This window comes from Variovorax restrictus, assembly GCF_051216715.1.
Taxonomy (GTDB): domain Bacteria; phylum Pseudomonadota; class Gammaproteobacteria; order Burkholderiales; family Burkholderiaceae_C; genus Variovorax.
The window spans coordinates 63,588-80,019 of the sequence record NZ_JBPJZH010000001.1; the positions used below are offsets into that span (position 1 = coordinate 63,588).

15 protein-coding genes are annotated in these 16,432 nt (G+C 68.7%); 1 reads left to right on the plus strand and 14 read right to left on the minus strand.

Going from position 1 to position 16,432, the window contains the following annotated elements; genetic code table 11:
- Positions 1-173: 173 nt before the first annotated feature.
- The 14 genes from ACSFA0_RS00320 to ACSFA0_RS00385 all read right to left on the minus strand — a co-directional run bounded on the left by ACSFA0_RS00320 (position 174) and on the right by ACSFA0_RS00385 (position 14,962).
- The gene (locus ACSFA0_RS00320) at positions 174-1,775 is read right to left on the minus strand and encodes an ABC transporter ATP-binding protein (protein ID WP_435448239.1); all 1,602 of its coding nucleotides are present in this window, start codon (positions 1,773-1,775) and stop codon (positions 174-176) included.
- A gap of 22 nt (positions 1,776-1,797) precedes the next feature.
- Positions 1,798-2,484, minus strand: coding sequence for a biuret amidohydrolase (gene biuH / locus ACSFA0_RS00325; protein WP_435448240.1), 687 nt, complete (start codon positions 2,482-2,484; stop codon positions 1,798-1,800).
- Positions 2,481-3,566: a formamidase gene (locus ACSFA0_RS00330; RefSeq protein ID WP_435448241.1), complete on the minus strand. Its 1,086-nt coding sequence runs from the start codon at positions 3,564-3,566 to the stop codon at positions 2,481-2,483. The genes biuH and ACSFA0_RS00330 overlap by 4 nt, the downstream gene beginning before the upstream one ends.
- Positions 3,567-3,576: 10 nt before the next feature.
- Positions 3,577-4,497 carry an ABC transporter permease gene (locus ACSFA0_RS00335; RefSeq protein ID WP_435448242.1) on the minus strand — a complete coding sequence of 307 codons (921 nt, stop codon included), beginning with the start codon at positions 4,495-4,497 and terminating at the stop codon, positions 3,577-3,579.
- On the minus strand, positions 4,494-5,573 hold the full coding sequence (locus ACSFA0_RS00340) for an ABC transporter permease (protein ID WP_435448243.1): 1,080 nt from the start codon (positions 5,571-5,573) through the stop codon (positions 4,494-4,496). The genes ACSFA0_RS00335 and ACSFA0_RS00340 overlap by 4 nt, the downstream gene beginning before the upstream one ends.
- 10 nt (positions 5,574-5,583) lie before the next feature.
- Positions 5,584-6,699, minus strand: coding sequence for a BMP family ABC transporter substrate-binding protein (locus ACSFA0_RS00345; RefSeq protein WP_435448244.1), 1,116 nt, complete (start codon positions 6,697-6,699; stop codon positions 5,584-5,586).
- A 64-nt stretch (positions 6,700-6,763) separates the two neighbouring features.
- A complete protein-coding gene (locus ACSFA0_RS00350; RefSeq protein ID WP_435448245.1) occupies positions 6,764-7,795 on the minus strand; it encodes a Bug family tripartite tricarboxylate transporter substrate binding protein in 1,032 nt (343 codons plus the stop codon).
- Between the two features lie 70 nt (positions 7,796-7,865).
- Positions 7,866-9,293 (minus strand): AtzE family amidohydrolase, encoded by a 1,428-nt coding sequence (locus ACSFA0_RS00355; protein ID WP_435448246.1) that lies wholly within the window; start codon positions 9,291-9,293, stop codon positions 7,866-7,868.
- Positions 9,290-9,496 (minus strand): DUF4089 domain-containing protein, encoded by a 207-nt coding sequence (locus ACSFA0_RS00360; protein WP_435448248.1) that lies wholly within the window; start codon positions 9,494-9,496, stop codon positions 9,290-9,292. Before ACSFA0_RS00360 ends, ACSFA0_RS00355 begins: the two co-directional genes overlap by 4 nt.
- Before the next feature lie 23 nt (positions 9,497-9,519).
- On the minus strand, positions 9,520-10,341 hold the full coding sequence (locus ACSFA0_RS00365) for an ABC transporter ATP-binding protein (protein WP_435448249.1): 822 nt from the start codon (positions 10,339-10,341) through the stop codon (positions 9,520-9,522).
- Between the two features lie 5 nt (positions 10,342-10,346).
- Complete coding sequence (locus tag ACSFA0_RS00370; RefSeq protein ID WP_435448250.1) at positions 10,347-11,201, minus strand: ABC transporter permease; 855 nt, start codon at positions 11,199-11,201, stop codon at positions 10,347-10,349.
- A 3-nt stretch (positions 11,202-11,204) separates the two neighbouring features.
- Complete coding sequence (locus tag ACSFA0_RS00375) at positions 11,205-12,218, minus strand: ABC transporter substrate-binding protein (RefSeq protein ID WP_435448251.1); 1,014 nt, start codon at positions 12,216-12,218, stop codon at positions 11,205-11,207.
- A gap of 64 nt (positions 12,219-12,282) precedes the next feature.
- Complete coding sequence (gene atzF / locus ACSFA0_RS00380) at positions 12,283-14,010, minus strand: allophanate hydrolase (RefSeq protein WP_435448252.1); 1,728 nt, start codon at positions 14,008-14,010, stop codon at positions 12,283-12,285.
- Positions 14,011-14,128: 118 nt separating this feature from the next.
- Entirely contained in the window at positions 14,129-14,962 is an 834-nt protein-coding gene (locus ACSFA0_RS00385) for a M48 family metallopeptidase (protein ID WP_435448253.1), read from the minus strand.
- 37 nt (positions 14,963-14,999) lie between these two features.
- Between ACSFA0_RS00385 and ACSFA0_RS00390 the strand changes: the two genes are divergently transcribed.
- Complete coding sequence (locus tag ACSFA0_RS00390) at positions 15,000-16,340, plus strand: AmpG family muropeptide MFS transporter (RefSeq protein WP_435448254.1); 1,341 nt, start codon at positions 15,000-15,002, stop codon at positions 16,338-16,340.
- The last annotated feature ends 92 nt before the right edge of the window (positions 16,341-16,432 follow it).

Sequence of the window (16,432 nt, forward strand, 5' to 3'; positions counted from 1 at the left end):
CGCCTGCCGCTGCGGTGCTCGCCGGAGCCTCAACAGCCGCCCAAAGGCAGACCACCCACCAACGTGGACACGACGGTTGCGCATCTCTTTCCGGCGAGCGCAATCGTCGCGCCCACCAAGCCCGGCCCGCACCGCCTGTCGGGCGCGCACCCAAAAGAAAACGAAAGAGCAAATCAATGATGCCCCCCACCCATATGCGCCCCCAGCTCACGCCGCTCCGCCGTCGCAGCCGCCGTCTCGAACACCACCCGCCCCTCGCTCATCACGACGATGCGATCCGACAGCTCCAATAGTTCATCAAGGTCCTCGCTGATCAGCAGCACCGCCCCACCCTTCTCCCGCACCTGCACGATGCGCGAATGGATCTCCGCAACGGCCGCGAAGTCGAGGCCGAACACCGGGTTGGCGGCGATCAACACGTTGATGTCGCCCGCCAGTTCGCGCGCGAGCACGGCGCGCTGCACGTTGCCGCCCGACAGGCTGCGGATCGGCGCGCCCTCGCCCTGCGTCTTCACGCCGTATTCGGCGATCCACTCGCGCGCGCGGCTGCGCCAGGTCGGAAAGTTCAACCAACCGCCGCGTGACAACGGCGCCTGGTCGAAGTCGCGCAGCGCCATGTTCTCAGCCACGCTCAGGTCACCCACGCAGGCATTGCGCAACGGTTCTTCGGGAAGACTGCGCACCTTCAGCTCGCGGTTCTCGCTGCGGGTCGCGGCGTAGGGCTGGCCCATCACCGTGACCTGGCCCGACAGCCGCGCCCGCTGACCGACCAGCGCCTCGACCAGCTCGCGCTGGCCGTTGCCCGACACACCTGCCACGCCGAGGATTTCGCCCGCCTTCACCGACAGGCTCAGGTCGTGCACGGCCAGCGTGCCGCGATCGCCCATGGCCTGCAGGCGCTTGACGTTCAACGCGACCAGGGCATCGGCCGCCACGGCCTTCAGGGTATGCAGCGCACGGCCGGTCACTGCCGCCGCCACGGGTGCGCCGTCTTCGGCAGGCGCCGGTACGCCCTCGCCCATCATGGCCGCGGCCAGCAGCGCCGGCGTGGTGTCGGCGACCTGGCAGTGGTGCACCGCCTTGCCACGGCGCAGCACCGTCACGCTGTCGGCATAGGCCATCACCTCGCGAAACTTGTGCGTGATGATGAGCACGGTGCACAGGCCGCTCTTGGCGAAGTCGCGCACGTGGCCCAGCACCTCGTCGGCCTCCTGCGGCGTGAGCACCGAGGTCGGCTCGTCGAGGATGAGCAGGCGCGGGCGCAGGTACAACTGCTTGAGCAGTTCGAGCTTCTGCTTCTCGCCGGCCGCGAGCGACGAGGGCATCACGTCGAGGTCGAGGCTGAACGGCGTGGTCGCGAGAAAGGCTTCGAGTTCGGCGCGCGTCTTCCTCCAGTCGATCAGCGCGGGCGTCTTGCCGCCGGCCAGCAGCAGGTTCTCCGCCACCGTCATGCCGGGCGCCAGCGTGAAGTGCTGGTAGACCATGCCGATGCCGAGTGCGCGCGCGACGATCGGGTTGGCGATGTCCTGCTCGCGCCCGTCGATCAGGATGCTGCCCTCCTCCGCGCGCTGGAAGCCGGCGACGCACTTCACCAGCGTGCTCTTGCCCGCGCCGTTTTCGCCGAGCAGCGCGTGCACCGTGCCGGGCTCGACATGCATCGTCACGCTGTCCATTGCGGTGAACGCACCGAAGCGCTTGGTGAGCTGGTAGGTGTCGAGCGCGAGTGCGCCGGTGGCGGCGGGCAAGGCACCGATGGGGGTGGCGACGGCGTTCATGAGGTCGGTCCTTGCAGGAGGCTCAGGCCAGGGCGGCCAGCAGCGCCGCGGAATCGGCATGCGCGCCGAACACGCCGCCCTGCATGGTGATCATCTTGAGCGCGGCGAGGTGGTTGCCGTGGTCGGTGGCTGCCGTGCAGTCCGACAGCAGCAGGCATTCGAAGCCGCGGTCGTTGGCGTCGCGCATGGTCGTGTGCACGCACACGTCGGTCGTGATGCCCGTGAGGATCAGGTTCTCGATGCCGCGCGTGCGCAGGATGAGTTCGAGGTCGGTGGCGTAGAACGAGCCCTTTCCGGGCTTGTCGATCACGACTTCGCCGGGCAGCGGCGCCAGCGCGGGAATGATCTCCCAGCCCGGCTCGCCGCGCACCAGGATGCGCCCGCACGGCCCGTCGTCACCGATTCCCACGCCGTTCGCGCCGATCTGCCGCGAGCGCCAGCGCTTGTTGGCCGGCAGATCGGCCAGGTCGGGCCGGTGGCCTTCGCGCGTGTGGATGATGTGGAAGCCCAACTCGCGCAGGCGCGCCATCGTCTTGCGGATCGGCTCGATCGGCGCTTGCACCAGCGACAGGTCGTAACCCATCACGTCGACATAGCCGCCCTTGCCGCAGAAGTCGGTCTGCATGTCGATGACGACGAGCGCGGTGTTCTCCGGGCGCAGGTCGCCGTTGTAGGGCCATGCATAAGGCTGGGCGGAAACGGTCGTCATTGACCGGTCGCCTTGCGGTGCGAGGAGTCGGGCTGATCCGGAATGTCGGGCACGGTCATCGGCACATGCGGCACCAGCGGATGCGACTCCGGGCCCTTGTACGCGCGCAGCGGCGCGGTGAACCCGCACGAGGTGCCATCGACCACCTTCACCTGGTCGCTCCACGGCAGCTTGTACTGGCCCGACGCCATGTCCTGCATGTAGGTGTACGGAAAGTCCTGCGCACCGCCCTTCACCGCCACGTAGCCGCGGTGATAGAGCTGGTAGATGTTGTTCTCCACGCCCCAGCCCGTGCGCGCCTCGCGCACCAGGTCGGGCCGCAGTTCGCAGGTGACGATCTCGTCGACGCGACCGCCGCCTTCGACCATCACCGTGCCGTCGAAGCTGCAGAACATGCCTTCACCCATCGAGTCGAAGGTGCCGTCGCTGCCGCACATGCACACGCTCGCGGTGTAGGCCAGGTTGCAGAAGGCATTGGCCTGGTTGGTGATCTTCCAGGCGTGGCGGATCGGCGCGGTGTAGCCCGCAGTGCGGATGATGATCTCGGCGCCCTTGTACGCGGCCTCGCGCGCCATCTCGGGCAGCATGCCGTCGTGGCAGATGATGAGCGCGAGCTTGCTGCCGTTGGGGCCATCGCACACCGGGATGCCCAGGTTGCCCGGCTCCCACGGCTCGACCGGCACCCACGGATGCATCTTGCGGTAGTAGAGGCGGATGGCGCCCGTGTCGTCGATGATGAGCCCGCTGTTGTACGGGTAGCCGCCGGGGTTGGCTTCCATGATCGAGAAGCAGCCCCAAATGGTGTTGTCGATGCAGGCTTGGCGGAAGGCCGCGACCTCGGGCCCGTCGAGCGTGCACATGATCTCGGGCGAAATGTCCATCGACAGGCCGTGCAGCGAATACTCCGGGAACACGACCAGGTCCATCGTGCCCTGGTTGCGCCGCGCCTTGCCGACGAGTTCGACGATGCGCTGCGTCTGCGCCGCCAGTTCCTCCGGCGTGCGCACCACCGGCAACTGGCACTGCACCAGGCCGATGACGACGCCGTTCGCCGATTTGTTCAGACCACCGAAACCGCTCATGAAATGTTCCTCAACGTGTGGATGACAACTCGCCCGGGCTGCCGATGGCGACACTGCCCGGCTTGCAGGTGAATACCAGGATGACCAGCGTCAGCACGTAGGGCACGGTGTTGAACAGGTGGTAGCCCCAGCCGACGCCGATCGATTGCAACGCCGGGCCGATGGCACCCGCACCGCCGAAGAGAAAGGCCGCGCCCACACAGCGCAGCGGGCTCCAGCGCGCGAAGATCACCAGCGCCACGGCGATCAGGCCCTGCCCACTGGAGATGCCTTCGTTCCAGCTGCCCGGATAGAACAGCGTGAGCGACGCGCCGCCGAGCCCGGCGATGAAGCCGCCCGCCGTGGTCGCTGCGATGCGGATGCCCGAGACCGAATAGCCGAGCGCCCGCGTCGCGTTCGCCGAATCGCCCGCCATGCGCACCAGCAGGCCGGCACGCGTGCGCGCGAAGCCCCAGTACATGAGGCCCGCCAGCACGATGCCGACGGGCACCAGCGCATTGACCTGCAGCGCCGACTGCACCACCGTGTTGTCGCTCCAGAAGCCGAGCGGGATCGCTGGCAACTGCGGCGCCTGTGGCTGGATCAGCGGCTTGCCCAGGTAAAACGCAAGCCCGGTGCCCAGCAGCATCAGCGCGATGCCGGTGGCCACGTCGTTCACGCGGTCCAGCGAGCACAGCAGGCCGTGCAGCAGCGCGAGCACGGCGCCGGCGACCGCGCCGATCAGCACGCCGAGCCAGGCCGAGTCGGTGAGGTACGCACCGCCGAAGGCCGCCATGGCCGACAGCACCAGCACGCCTTCGAGGCCAAGATTGATGCGCCCCGACTTCTCGGTGAGGCATTCGCCGAGACTCACGAAGAGGAAGGGGGCGCCCACCCGCAATGCGCCGCCGACGATGCCGGCCACCAGCGCGATCCATTGGTCGGCGGTCATGCCGCCTCCTTGGTGAGCTTGGGCTGCACCGCGCGCGGCATGCGGCTCTTCAACAGCGTCTTCCAGTCAATCATGCGCAGCCCCTCGCTCGCCAGGATCAGCACGAAGGCGATGCCCTGCAGCACCAGCACAGATGCATCGGGCAGGCCGAGCCGTCGTTGCAGCAGGCTGCCCGCGGCGCCGAAGCCGCCGAACAGGATGGCCACGGGAATGATCGCGATCGGGTTGTGCCGCGCGATGAACGACACCAGGATGCCCGCGTAGCCGTAGCCCGCGATGAGCGACGCGTTGGCGTTGGTGTGCACCGCCGCCACCTCGACCGCGCCCGCCACGCCGGCGCAGGCACCGCCGACGCCGCAGGCCACCAGGATGAGTTGCGTGGCCGGCAGGCCGACCAGTTGCGCGGTGCGCGGGTTGCCGCCCACCACGCGCACCGAGAAGCCCGATGCGGTCGCGCGCAGCCACAGCCCGAGCCCGACGCACGCCACGATGCCGATCACCAGCCCCCAGTGCACATCCGACCCCGCGATGCCGCCGATGGCCAGCCCTTCGGGCAGCGAGCGCGTCGACGGCTTGTTCAGGCTGGCCGGATCGCGCAGCGGGCCTTCGACCAGGTGCTTGAAGATGCCGATGGCGATGTAGGCCAGCAGCAGGCTGCTGATGGTTTCGTTGATGCCGCGGTACTGCCGCAGCCAGCCCGCCAGCATGATCCACAGTGCCCCCGCCACCGCGCCAGCAATGCAGATGGCCACTGTGCCGACGACGTTGCCGGGCAGCGGCACCACGTAGGGCAGCGCGGCGCAGGCCAGGCCGCCGAGCACCACCGCGCCTTCGCCGCCGATGATGACCAGCCCCGCGCGCGCCGGGATGGCCACGCACAGTGCGGTGAGCATCAGCGGCGCGGCGCGCTGCAGCGTGTTCTGCCACGAGAACCAGTCGCCGAAGGCGCCCTTGAAGAGCGTGACCCACACGTCCACCGGGCTCACGCCGGCGAACCAGACGAGCAGCCCGAACACCCCCAGCGCCGCCGCGATGGCGAAGGCCGGCAGGGCGATTTCCGTCAGCGCGTTGCGCATGGCCGTGTGCTCAGATGGAACCGAGAACGCCTTCGACCAGGTAGTTCATCTTCTCGAGCTCGATGTCGGTCTGCTTGAGCGACTTGCCCGCCGGCACCATGACGGCGCCCTTGTTGTCCTTGATGCCGTTCTTGAAGATGTCGAAGGTGCCCGCGATCATCTGGGCCTTGATGCCGTCGGCCTGCTTCTTCGCGGCGTCGGTCACGGCCGGGCCGTAGGCGGACATCTTCACGTAGCCTTCCTTGAGGCCGCCGCGCAGGAAGTTGGGGTGCGGCTTGCCGGCCTGAGCGGCGTCGATGATGGTCTTGTACGCGGTGAGCCAGTTCCACTCGGCGCCCGTCAGGTAGGCCTGCGGTGCCAGCTTGGCCTGGCTCGCGTGGTAGCCGCAGACCATCTTGCCGCGCTTGGCGGCCGTCTCGACCACGACCTTCGGTCCGTCGACGTGCATCGTGAACACGTCGCAGCCCTGGTCGGCCAGGCTGTTGGTGGCTTCGGCTTCCTTCACGGGCATCGACCAGTCGCCGGTGAAGATCACGCTGCAGGTGATGCCGGGCTTGACCGAGCGCGCCCCGAGCGTGAAGGCGTTGATGTTGCGCAGCACCTGCGGAATGGGCTTGGCCGCGACGAAGGCGATCTTGTTGCTCTTGGTCATGTGCGCGGCGATCACGCCGTTCAAGTACTGGCACTCGTCGATGTAGCCGAAGAAGCTGCCGACGTTCTTCGGGTGCTTGCCTTCGGTCCACATGCCGCCGCAATGCGAGAAGCGCACGTCGGGGTTTTTCGGCGCGAGCGCCAGGATGTGCGGGTCGAAGTAGCCGAAGGACGTGGGGAACAGCAGCTTGGCGCCGTCCTGCGAAATCATGCCGGTCATGGTCTTCTGCACCGCCGCGGTCTCGGGCACGTTCTCTTCCTCGACCACTTTCACGCCGGGCATCTTCTTGATCTCGGCCGCGGCCTGCGCATGCGCCTGGTTGTAGCCATAGTCGTCGCGCGGGCCGACGTAGATCACGCCGACGGTGAGCGGCTTGGCCTGCGCGTTGGCGAGCGCGCTCCAGCCGCCCAGCGTGCCGGCGGCGCCGAGGGCGGCGATGGATTTGAGGGAGTCGCGGCGATTGATCTGGCTCATGGGTGGGCTCCGGTAGGAATGAACGGATGGGTCGTGGAGAAAAAACGAGAGCGGTGCGGCAGGCCTACTCGGCGCGCGCGCCGGTGGCCTTGGCGATGACGGCCCAGCGCTGCGAGTCGGTGCGCACGGCCTCCGACAGTGCCTTGGCCGGCAGGTACTGGATCTCGGCGCCGCGCTGCCACATCTGGCCGCGCAGGCGCGGGTCGGCGGTGGCGGCCTGCACGTCGGCCTCGACCTTGCGCACGACGGCTTCGGGCGTGCCCGCGGGCACGAAGAGGCCATACCACTGGTCGGCCGCGAAGCCCGGGTAGCCGAAGCTCGCGACGGTCGGCACGCCGGGCAGGCGCGTGGTCGGTTTGGCGCCGGTCACGGCCAGCACACGCAGCTTGCCGCCTTCGATCAGCGGCAGGGCCGACACGATGATGTCGAACATCACCTGCGTGCGCCCGGCGATCAGGTCGGGCAAGGCCTGCGCGCTTCCCCGGTAAGGCACGTGCGTGATCTTGAGCTTGGCCTCGGACAGGAACCACTCCGCCGTGAGGTGCGGCAGGGAGCCGCTGCCGTTGGACGCATAGCTCAGTTCGCCCGGGTGCGCCTTGGCATAGGCGACGAGATCGGGGAAGGTCTTGAAGGGCGAGTCGACCGGCACCACGACCACCAGCGGCGAGGTCGCGAAGCCGGCCACCGGCACCAGGTCCTTGATCGGGTCGTAGCCCAGCTTGGGATAGATGTGCGGCGCGATGGTCACGCCGGCCGGGATGCCCATCACCAGCGTGTAGCCATCGGGCGCGCTCTTGGCGCCGGCCTCGGTGCCGATGGTCGAGCCGGCGCCGACGCGGTTCTCGAAGACCACGGACTGCTTCCAGGTGGTCGACAGGGCCGTGCCCATGGCGCGCCCGGCGTAGTCGGTCGCGCCGCCTGCGGGGAACGGGATCACCATCTTCAGGGCGTGGCTCGGGTACGCGGCGGGTTGCGCCACGACGGCGGCGGCCGGCCCCATCAGCGGCGCGAGCGCAGCCGCCTTGAGCACGGCGCGGCGCGACAGTAGGTCGCGCGAGGACGAGGGGCGGGTGGAGGCGGAACGCGTCAAGGTCATCGGCTTGTTCTTTCTTGGATACAAGACGGTGTGCATAAAGCGTGCCTGCGCCGTTGGCTGGCGTACGCCCTCAGCCCAGTGCGGCGACGGGCGCCTGCACGACGCCTGCGGCCTCCAACGCAGCCGCCACGCGCAGCGCCAGGTCTTCACGCCACGGCGCGGCGATCACCTGCACGCCGATCGGCAGGCTGGCATGCGAGCCCCACACCGGAACGGCGCACACCGGCAGGCCGATGCACGAGATCGGTTGCGTGAGCACGCCCATGTTGGGGCGCACCGGCAGGCGCTGGCCGTTGAGCTCGAACCACTCGGCGCCGATGGGCGTCGCGGCACACGGCGTCGATGGGGCCAGCAGGATGTCGAAGCGCTCGAACAGCCTGGCGGCCTGCTCGGCGTAGAGGCGCCGCACGCGCTGCGCACGCGCCACCCAGGCCGCGGGAATCAGCGCGCCCGCGAGGAAGCGGTCGCGCGACAGCGGCTCGAAATCCTGTGGGCGCTGGCGCAGGTCATGCAGATGGAGTGCGGCGCCTTCGGCGTTGGTGATGAGGAAGGCGGCGGCGCGGCCGGCCTCGACCATCGGCAGCTCGCCCGTCTTGCTGGCGCCCAGCGCCTCGGCCACGCGGTCGACCGCGCTCAAGGCCTCGGGCTGGGCGCGCTCGCGGAAGTAGCCGCCGAGCACGCCGATGCGCAGGCCGCGCGTGCCGTGCGACAGCTGCGACACGGTCGGCTCGACCGCACGCTGCGCGCAGCCGGGGTCGTGCGGTGCGTGCGTTTCGGGGCCTTGCATCGCGTCGTACGCCAATGCCAAGTCGCGCACCGAACGCGCGAAGGGCCCGAGGTGGTCGAGGCTCGAGATGAAGGGGTAGGTGCCGGTGCGCGGCAGCCGGCCGAAGGTCGGCTTGAGGCCGAAGATGCCGCACAGCGAGGCCGGCACGCGGATGGAACCGTTGGTGTCGGAACCCAGTGTGAGCGGCACCTGGCCGGCCGCGACGGCCGCGCCCGAACCGCCCGACGAGCCGCCCGCGATGCGCGTCAGGTCGTGCGGGTTGTGGGCCGGGCCGACATGGCTGTTCTCGGTGGTGAAGCCGTAGGCGTACTCGTCCATGTTGAGCGCGCCGACCAGCACCGCACCGGCGCTTTCGAGCCGGCGCACCAGCGCGGCATCGCTGCGCGCGGGTGTGCTGTCGCGCTCGATCTTCGAGCCCGCCAGCGTGGGCAGGCCGGCGATGTCGAACAGGTTCTTCACCGCGAAGGGCACGCCGAGCAGCGGCAGCTCGCGGGTGCGTTGCCCGTTCGACGAGGCCAGCGACGCATCGACCTGGCCGGCACGGCGCAGCGCGCGTTCGCGCACCACGTCGGTGAAAGCGTTGACGCGGCCGTCGGTGGCGCCGATGCGGTCGAGGCTGGCCTGCACCAGCGCGATCGCGCTCACGGTGCCGCTGCGCACCGCTTCAGCCATGGCGGCTGCGTCTTTCAGGAGCAATGCATCCGCGCTCATGCGTCCTTCTCCTTCGCGCTCACCGGCACAAAGGACACCGCCGACTCCGCATGCGGCTCGAGCGGCACGGCGTCGACCACGGCCGCCATCTCGGCGGCCAGCGTGAAGAAGCGCAACACGCCGGGGCGGTAGTCAGGGCGCAGGTTCAGGTCGAGCGCGGCGGCCGCCGCGTCGACATAGGCTTCGGTCTGGGCGGGGGTCATCGCGGCTCCTTCGATGCGCGTGATCAGCGGCGCACTTCGCGCTGGAAGATCTCCAGGCTCAACTTCTTCGTCGCGACGAAGCTGGCCGAGCTGAGCGTCTCCAGCGTGCGCGGACGCGCGTCGTCGTACTTCAGGATCTCGGCGACCTTGGTCGGTCGCTTGGTCAGCAGCAGCACCTCGTCGGCCAGGTATACGGCTTCTTCCAGGTCGTGCGACACCAGCAGCATGGTGGTACCGGTCTGGATGAACACCTCCTGCAGCTTCTCGCGGATGAACAGCGTCATCTCGAAATCGAGCGCCGAGAAGGGCTCGTCGAGGAACAGCACCTCGGGGTTCGGCGCCAGCGCCCGCATGATCGATGCGGTCTGCTGCTGCCCGCCCGACAGCTCGTACGGAAAGCGTTTCAGGTCGAACTTGACATCGAAGGACGCGACCAGTTCTTCCATGCGGCGATCCACCTCGGCCTTCGACCTGCCTTCGAGCTTGAGCGGGTAGGCGATGTTGTCGATGGTGCGCATCCACGGGAACATCGCCTCACGGTAGTTCTGAAAGACGTAGCCGATCTTCGTGTCCTTGAGCGACTTGCCGTCGAACAGGATCTCGCCGCTGTCGATCGGCACCAGCCCCGCGATCATGTTGATCAGCGTCGACTTGCCGCAGCCGTTGGGCCCGAAGACCGAAACGATCTTGTGCTTGGGGATGTCGAGGTCGAAGTTCTCGTACAGCGGCCAGCCGGCGAAGTACTTCGTGAGGCCGCGGATGGTGATGTGCGTGCCGGCCGGGCCGGGCTGGAACGCGGGCTTGGGCACATCGGCGTACACCGGGCCGTTGAGAACTGCGGACATGGCGATTACCTTCCGGACCAGTGAACGATCTTGCGTTCTGCAATGAGGAACAGGATGTTGAGCGCATAGCCCAACGCACCCGCCGCGAGGATGGCCGCGTACATGCTCTTCACGTTGAGCACCTGCTGCGCGTTGATGATGCGGTTGCCCAGGCCCGCGTCGGAGCCGATGAACATCTCGGCCACGATCACGATCACCAGCGCCATCGAGACCGCCGAGCGCAAGCCTACGAACGAGGGCTGCAGGCTTTCCCAGATCAGCACGTCCTTGAAGACCTGCCAGCGCGAGGCGCCCATCACCTTCGCCGCCATCACCCGCTGCTTGCGCGCATTGATGACGCCATAGGCGCTGTTGAAGATCACGATGAGGAAGGCACCGAAGGCCGCGATGGCGACCTTGTTGATGTCCGACACGCCGAAGATCAAGAGGAACAGCGGGATGAGCGCCGACGACGGCGTGGAGCGGAAGAAGTCGATCAGGAACTCGACGCTGCGGTACACGCGCTCGTTGCTGCCCAGCAGCACGCCCAACGGCACGCCGACCACCGCCGCTATCAGGAAGGCCTGCAGCGTGCGCCCCACCGTCACCGCGAAGTCGGTGAGCAGCGGACCGCCGGCCAGGCCGGTGATCAGCGTGCTGACGGTGTCCGCTGGGGCCGGCAGCAGGATCGGCTTGATGAAGCCGAGCCGCACCACCAGGTCCCAGAGGATGAAGAGCACCACCGGCCCGATGAAGGGCAGCAGCTTGTCCCACAGCGGCGGCTTGGGCACCGCCGAGGCGGCGCCGTTCGCGGGCGGCGACCAGGGCTTGGTGGCGGCGCCAGAACTGACGCTGACAGGCGCGACGGAGGTGTCGGCCATGGTTCAGGCCTTGTACAAGAGCGCGTCCACCGGCACCTTCTTCTCGAAGATGCCCTTCTCGGTGAACAGGTCGTAGAACTTCTGGAAGTAGGCGACGTCGCTCGGCTTGAACTCGTTGTAGAGCATGTAGGACGCGAGCGGCACTTCGGCGGTGAGCGCGCCTTCGATGGCGGTATAGCCCTTCATGAACTGGCGGGCCTCGTCGGGCTTCGTGCGCACCAGCTCGACGCCGCGTGCATAGGCCGCGATGTACTTCTTGGTCAGCTCCGGGTTCTTCTTGATGAACTCGGTCGTGAGGCTGGCCGCACCGCCGTGCCATGGGGCCATCGGGTCGCCCAGGATGTACTTGGCGACCACGCCGGCTTCGATGACGCGCGTGGTGCCGTTCATGCGGCCGATGGTGCCGGTCGGCTCCAGCGTGTAGCAGGCATCGACCTGGCCCGCCACCAGCGCGGCCACGTGCTGGCCGATGGGCAGTTCGGTCACGGTGGCGCCGGTGGCGCCGGCGCGCTCGAGCATGGTCTTGCAGAGCGTCACGTTCTGGATCCCGGGGCCCGACGCGACCTTCTTGCCCTTGAGGTCGGCCACGGTCTTGAAGGGGCTGTCCTTGGCGGTGATGAACTCGTCGAGCACGAACTTGGCGTTGCTCGGGTTGGTGCAGAAGATCTTGAAGAGGCCGGGCTGCGCGATCTCGCCGATGGCGAGGTTGGCCGAGCCGGTGCCGTTCGAGCTGCCGTCGGAGCGGCCCGAGAGCATCGCTTCCATCACCTGCTGCGCGCCGGCGAACTTCAGCGGTTCGACGTCGAGGCCGGCCTCCTTGAAGTAGCCCTTGTCGACCGCCGCGAAGAAGGGCAGGCCCGCAGCCACCGGCCAGAAGCCGATGCGAATCTTCGTGGCCTGCGCCAGCACCAGCGAGGGCGCGGCGAGCGCGGCGATGCCGGCGGCACCGGCCTGCAGCACATGGCGGCGCGATGGCGTGGCGGCGACCGCCGCGAAAGACTTGTCTTGAGATCCCATGGGTCCGACTCCTGCGAAGGTTGAAGCGAAAGGTTGATGCGAAAGAAAACCGGGCGAGCTGCGCTCAGGCGAGCGCGGCTTGACGCGAGGCGATGTAGCGGCGCCAGCCGCCGTGGTGCGTGATGTCTTCGGCACCGTCGAGCGCGATCGATTCGCAGACGAAGCCCTGCACGGGGCTGCCGTCGTCCAGCGTCAGCGTGCCGATGCCCAGCGGTGCGGGAATGAGCGCGACGAAGGACCCGTAGGCGGTCGCGGGCATCTCCCACACCTCGACGATGAGCGAGGCCCCGCCGGCCGGCACGCGCACCATGCCGGGCTTGGGCGGCACGGTGCCGGGCAAGGCGTAGAGGCGGTACTGCGGGGCGGTCAGCGTCTCGCGCAGCAGCGTGGCGCCGCGCTCGGTGAGCTGGCCGTTCAGGGGCATGCCCGACAGGTGAGCGCCGACCACGGCGACCTTCACGGTGGCGGCGGGCTTGAGTACCGGCAGCGCGGTGGGTTCCGCCATGCGTGCGCCGGTCGCACCGAGCGTGAGCCCGCTCGCGTGGTGCAGCCGTTGGCCGAGCTCGGCCAGCTGGAAGTCGCTGGCACACGGGCCGATCAGCGTCAGACCGAAAGGCAGACCATCGCTGCGCAGGCAGGTCGGCACCGAGAGCGCCGCGTAGTCGAGCAGGTTGACGAAGTTGGTGTACGCGCCGAGGTGCTGGTTGAGCGCGACCGGGTCGGCCTGCATGGCCTCGATCGTGTAGTGCGTGGGCGAGGTCGGCACCACCAGGAGGTCGATGTCTTTCCACATCGGCGCGGCCTGCTGCGCCAGCGCGCGCAGCCGGGTCTGTGCGTCGACGAAATCGGCGGCGCTGTAGCTTCGGCCCTTGGCCAGGATGCTGCGCACCGGCTCGATCACGTCGTCTTCGTGCGCGTCGAAGAAGGGGCGCACCGCGGCGTAGCGCTCGGCCACCAGTGCACTGTCGTAGAGCAGCGCGGCGGCTTCGGCGAGCGGGGCGTAGTCGATCAGCACGCGCGTGGCGCCCAGTGCTTCGACCTGCGCGAGCGAACGCTCGAAGGCCGCGGCGGAATCGGCATCGCCGAAGAATTCGAGCGTCGATGGCACACCGATGCGCAGGCGCGAGGGCAATGGCGTGGTGATCGGCGTCAGCGCACGCGAATACGGGTCGTACGCGTCGTGCCCCATGGCGACGCTCAGCACGCGCGCCGCGAGTTCGACCGTGCGCGCGAAGATCGACACGCAGTCGACGCTCTGCGCCGCCGGCAGCACGCCGCGGGTGCTGATCAAGCCCTTGCTGGGCTTGAGGCCGACGATGTTGTTGAGCCCCGCGGGCACGCGGCCCGAGCCTGCCGTGTCGGTGCCGAGCGCGAAGTCGACCTCGCCCGTCGCCACCACCCGCGCCGAGCCGGAGCTGGAACCGCCCGACACATAGCGCGCGTCGAAGCTGTTGGGCACCGCGCCGTAGGGCGAGCGCGTGCCGTTCAGCCCGCAGGCGAACTGGTCGAGGTTGGTCTTGCCAACCAGCACCGCACCGGCGTCGAGCAGGCGCTGCACCACCTGGGCGTGGTTCGCCGGCTCGCGGGCGAAAGCCGGGCAGGCCGCAGTGGTCGGCAGGCCGGCCACGTCGATGTTGTCCTTGACCGCAAAGCGCAGCCCGGCCAGCGGGCCATTGGCCGCGCCGCCCGAGGCGGCAATCGGCGGGTCGATCCGCGTGATCCAGGCAGCGGCACCGGGGTCGGCAAATTGCCGGTCATCGGTCGGCTGCGAAGTCCTTGCATGCACCATCATCAAGCATCCTGTCTTGTGTACATGACGAGATGCAAGCGGCGTGCCAACGCCGGCCGGCGCTCAGAGAGCCCCGGCCGGTCGGATTCGGTGCGTCAGGAAAGGAGGGAGGGGCGCAGGCTCAGCCGCGCTTCGCCGCCCGGTACAACCCATCCACCTTGCCGATGTTGGCTTCGAGGATGCGGATGCGGTCGGTGCCGCTGGGGTGCGTCGAGAGGAAGCTCAGCCCGCCCTGGTTCTTCGAGGCGGCGGCCATCTTCTTCCAGAGCGACACCGAGGCGCGCGGGTCGTAGCCGGCCCGGGCCGCGAGTTCGAGGCCGACCAGGTCGGCGTCGGTCTCGTCGCCGCGGCTGAACTTGAGCGACAGCAGTTCCGTGCCGGCGCGCGCCGCCATGTTGCCCATCTCGCCCAGGCCGAGCAGCTGTGCCGTGATCGACAGCGCCGCGCCGGTGCCCGCGCTCTTGGCCAGGCGCGCGCGGGCGTGTTCGCGCAGGGCGTGCGCCATCTCGTGGCCCATCACCATCGCGACCTCGTCGTCGCTGAGCTTGAGCTGGTCGAGGATGCCGGTGTAGAAGGCGATCTTGCCGCCCGGCAGGCAGAAGGCGTTGATCTGCTGGCTGCCAATCAGGTTGACCTGCCATTTCCACTGCGCGGCGCGCGCGTTCCAGGGCCCGACGAAGGGGATGAGGCGCGCGGAGATGGTGCGCAGCCGCTGCAGCTGCGGGTGGCTGTCGGGCGCCAGCGCGCCCTTGGCCTTGGCCTGCTTCAGCAACTCGTCGTACTGCTGCACGCCGGCCTGCTCGATGCTGTCGGCGGGCACCAGGTTGCGCGCGACCGAGGCCTTGCCCACTTCGACCTGCGCCAACGCGGGCGTTACGGCGGCAGCCGCCGCCAAAGCCAGGAAAGTCCGGCGCGCGGGCCAGAGACCGATGGAAGATTCGCAGCGTGTGCACATGCGGGAATAATAAGCAGCCACCCCGATCGCCCGCTCAATGCCCCCATCCTCGGCTGCCGAAGCCTCCCCCCCTGCCCTGACCGAAGCGCCGCTGTCGTGGCGCGACGCACTCAAGGTGTACCTCGAGCCCGCGACGCTGCGCATGCTGGCGCTGGGCTTCTCGGCGGGCCTGCCGCTGCTGCTCGTGCTGGGCACGCTCAGCTTCCGGCTGCGCGAAGCCGGCGTGACGCGCAGCGAGATCGGCTACCTGAGCTGGGTCGGCCTGGTCTACGCCTTCAAGTGGGCGTGGGCACCGCTGGTCGACCGGCTGCCCATCCCGCTGCTCACGCGGCGCATGGGCCGCCGCCGCAGCTGGCTGCTGCTAGCGCAGGCACTGGTGATCGGCGGGCTGGTCGGCATGGCGATGGCCGACCCGCGCGGCGGGCTGGCACCACTGGTGTGGTGCGCGTTGCTGGTGGCCTTCGGCTCTGCCACGCAGGACATCGCGCTGGACGCCTTCCGCATCGAATCGGCCGAAACCCGCAAGCAGGCCGCGCTCGCCGCCGCCTACCAGACGGGCTACCGCCTGGCGATGATCTGGGCCGGCGCCGGCGTGCTGTCGATCGCCGCGTGGACCGAGATCACCGGCGCCGCCGGCTACCAGAACGCCGGCTGGAAGGCCGCCTACCTGGTGATGGCCGCCTCGATGGCGGTCGGCGTGCTCACGGTACTGCTGTCGTCGGAGCCCGCCCAGCGCGTGATGCCCCAGGCGCGCAATGCCGCCGAGTGGCTGAAGAACGTGCTGGTCGAGCCCTTCGCCGACTTCATCCGCCGCTACAAGTGGCAGGCGGTGCTGATCCTGTCGCTGATCGCCATCTACCGCATCAGCGACGTGGTGATGGGCATCATGGCCAACCCCTTCTACGTCGACATGGGCTTCAGCAAGGAAGAGGTCGCGGCGGTCAGCAAGGTGTTCGGCGTGGTGATGACGCTGGTCGGCGCCTTCGTGGGCGGCATCCTGTCGATGCGCTTCGGCGTGATGCGCGTGCTGATGCTGGGCGCGGTGCTCAGCGCCGCCAGCAACCTGCTCTTCGCCTGGCTCGCCGCCCACGGCCACGACATGACGATGCTGGTGCTCGTGGTGTCGGCCGACAACCTGGCCGGCGGCATCGCGTCGGCCGCCTTCATCGCCTACCTGTCGAGCCTGACGAACATCAGCTACTCGGCCACGCAGTACGCGCTGTTCAGCTCGCTGATGCTGCTGCTGCCCAAGTTCCTGGCGGGGTATTCGGGTGTGTTCGTCGATGCCTACGGCTACGTCCCCTTCTTCGTGGGCACGGCGCTGCTGGGCGTCCCGGTGCTGGTGCTGGTGACACTGGCGGCGCGCGGCCAGCGCTAAGCCCCTGCGATTGCGGGGTGCCGGCCGACGTGGTGGCCGGCAGACGGCTGCTAGTCTGTGGCATTGTTCGCGCTTCGCCACTTCTTTCTCAC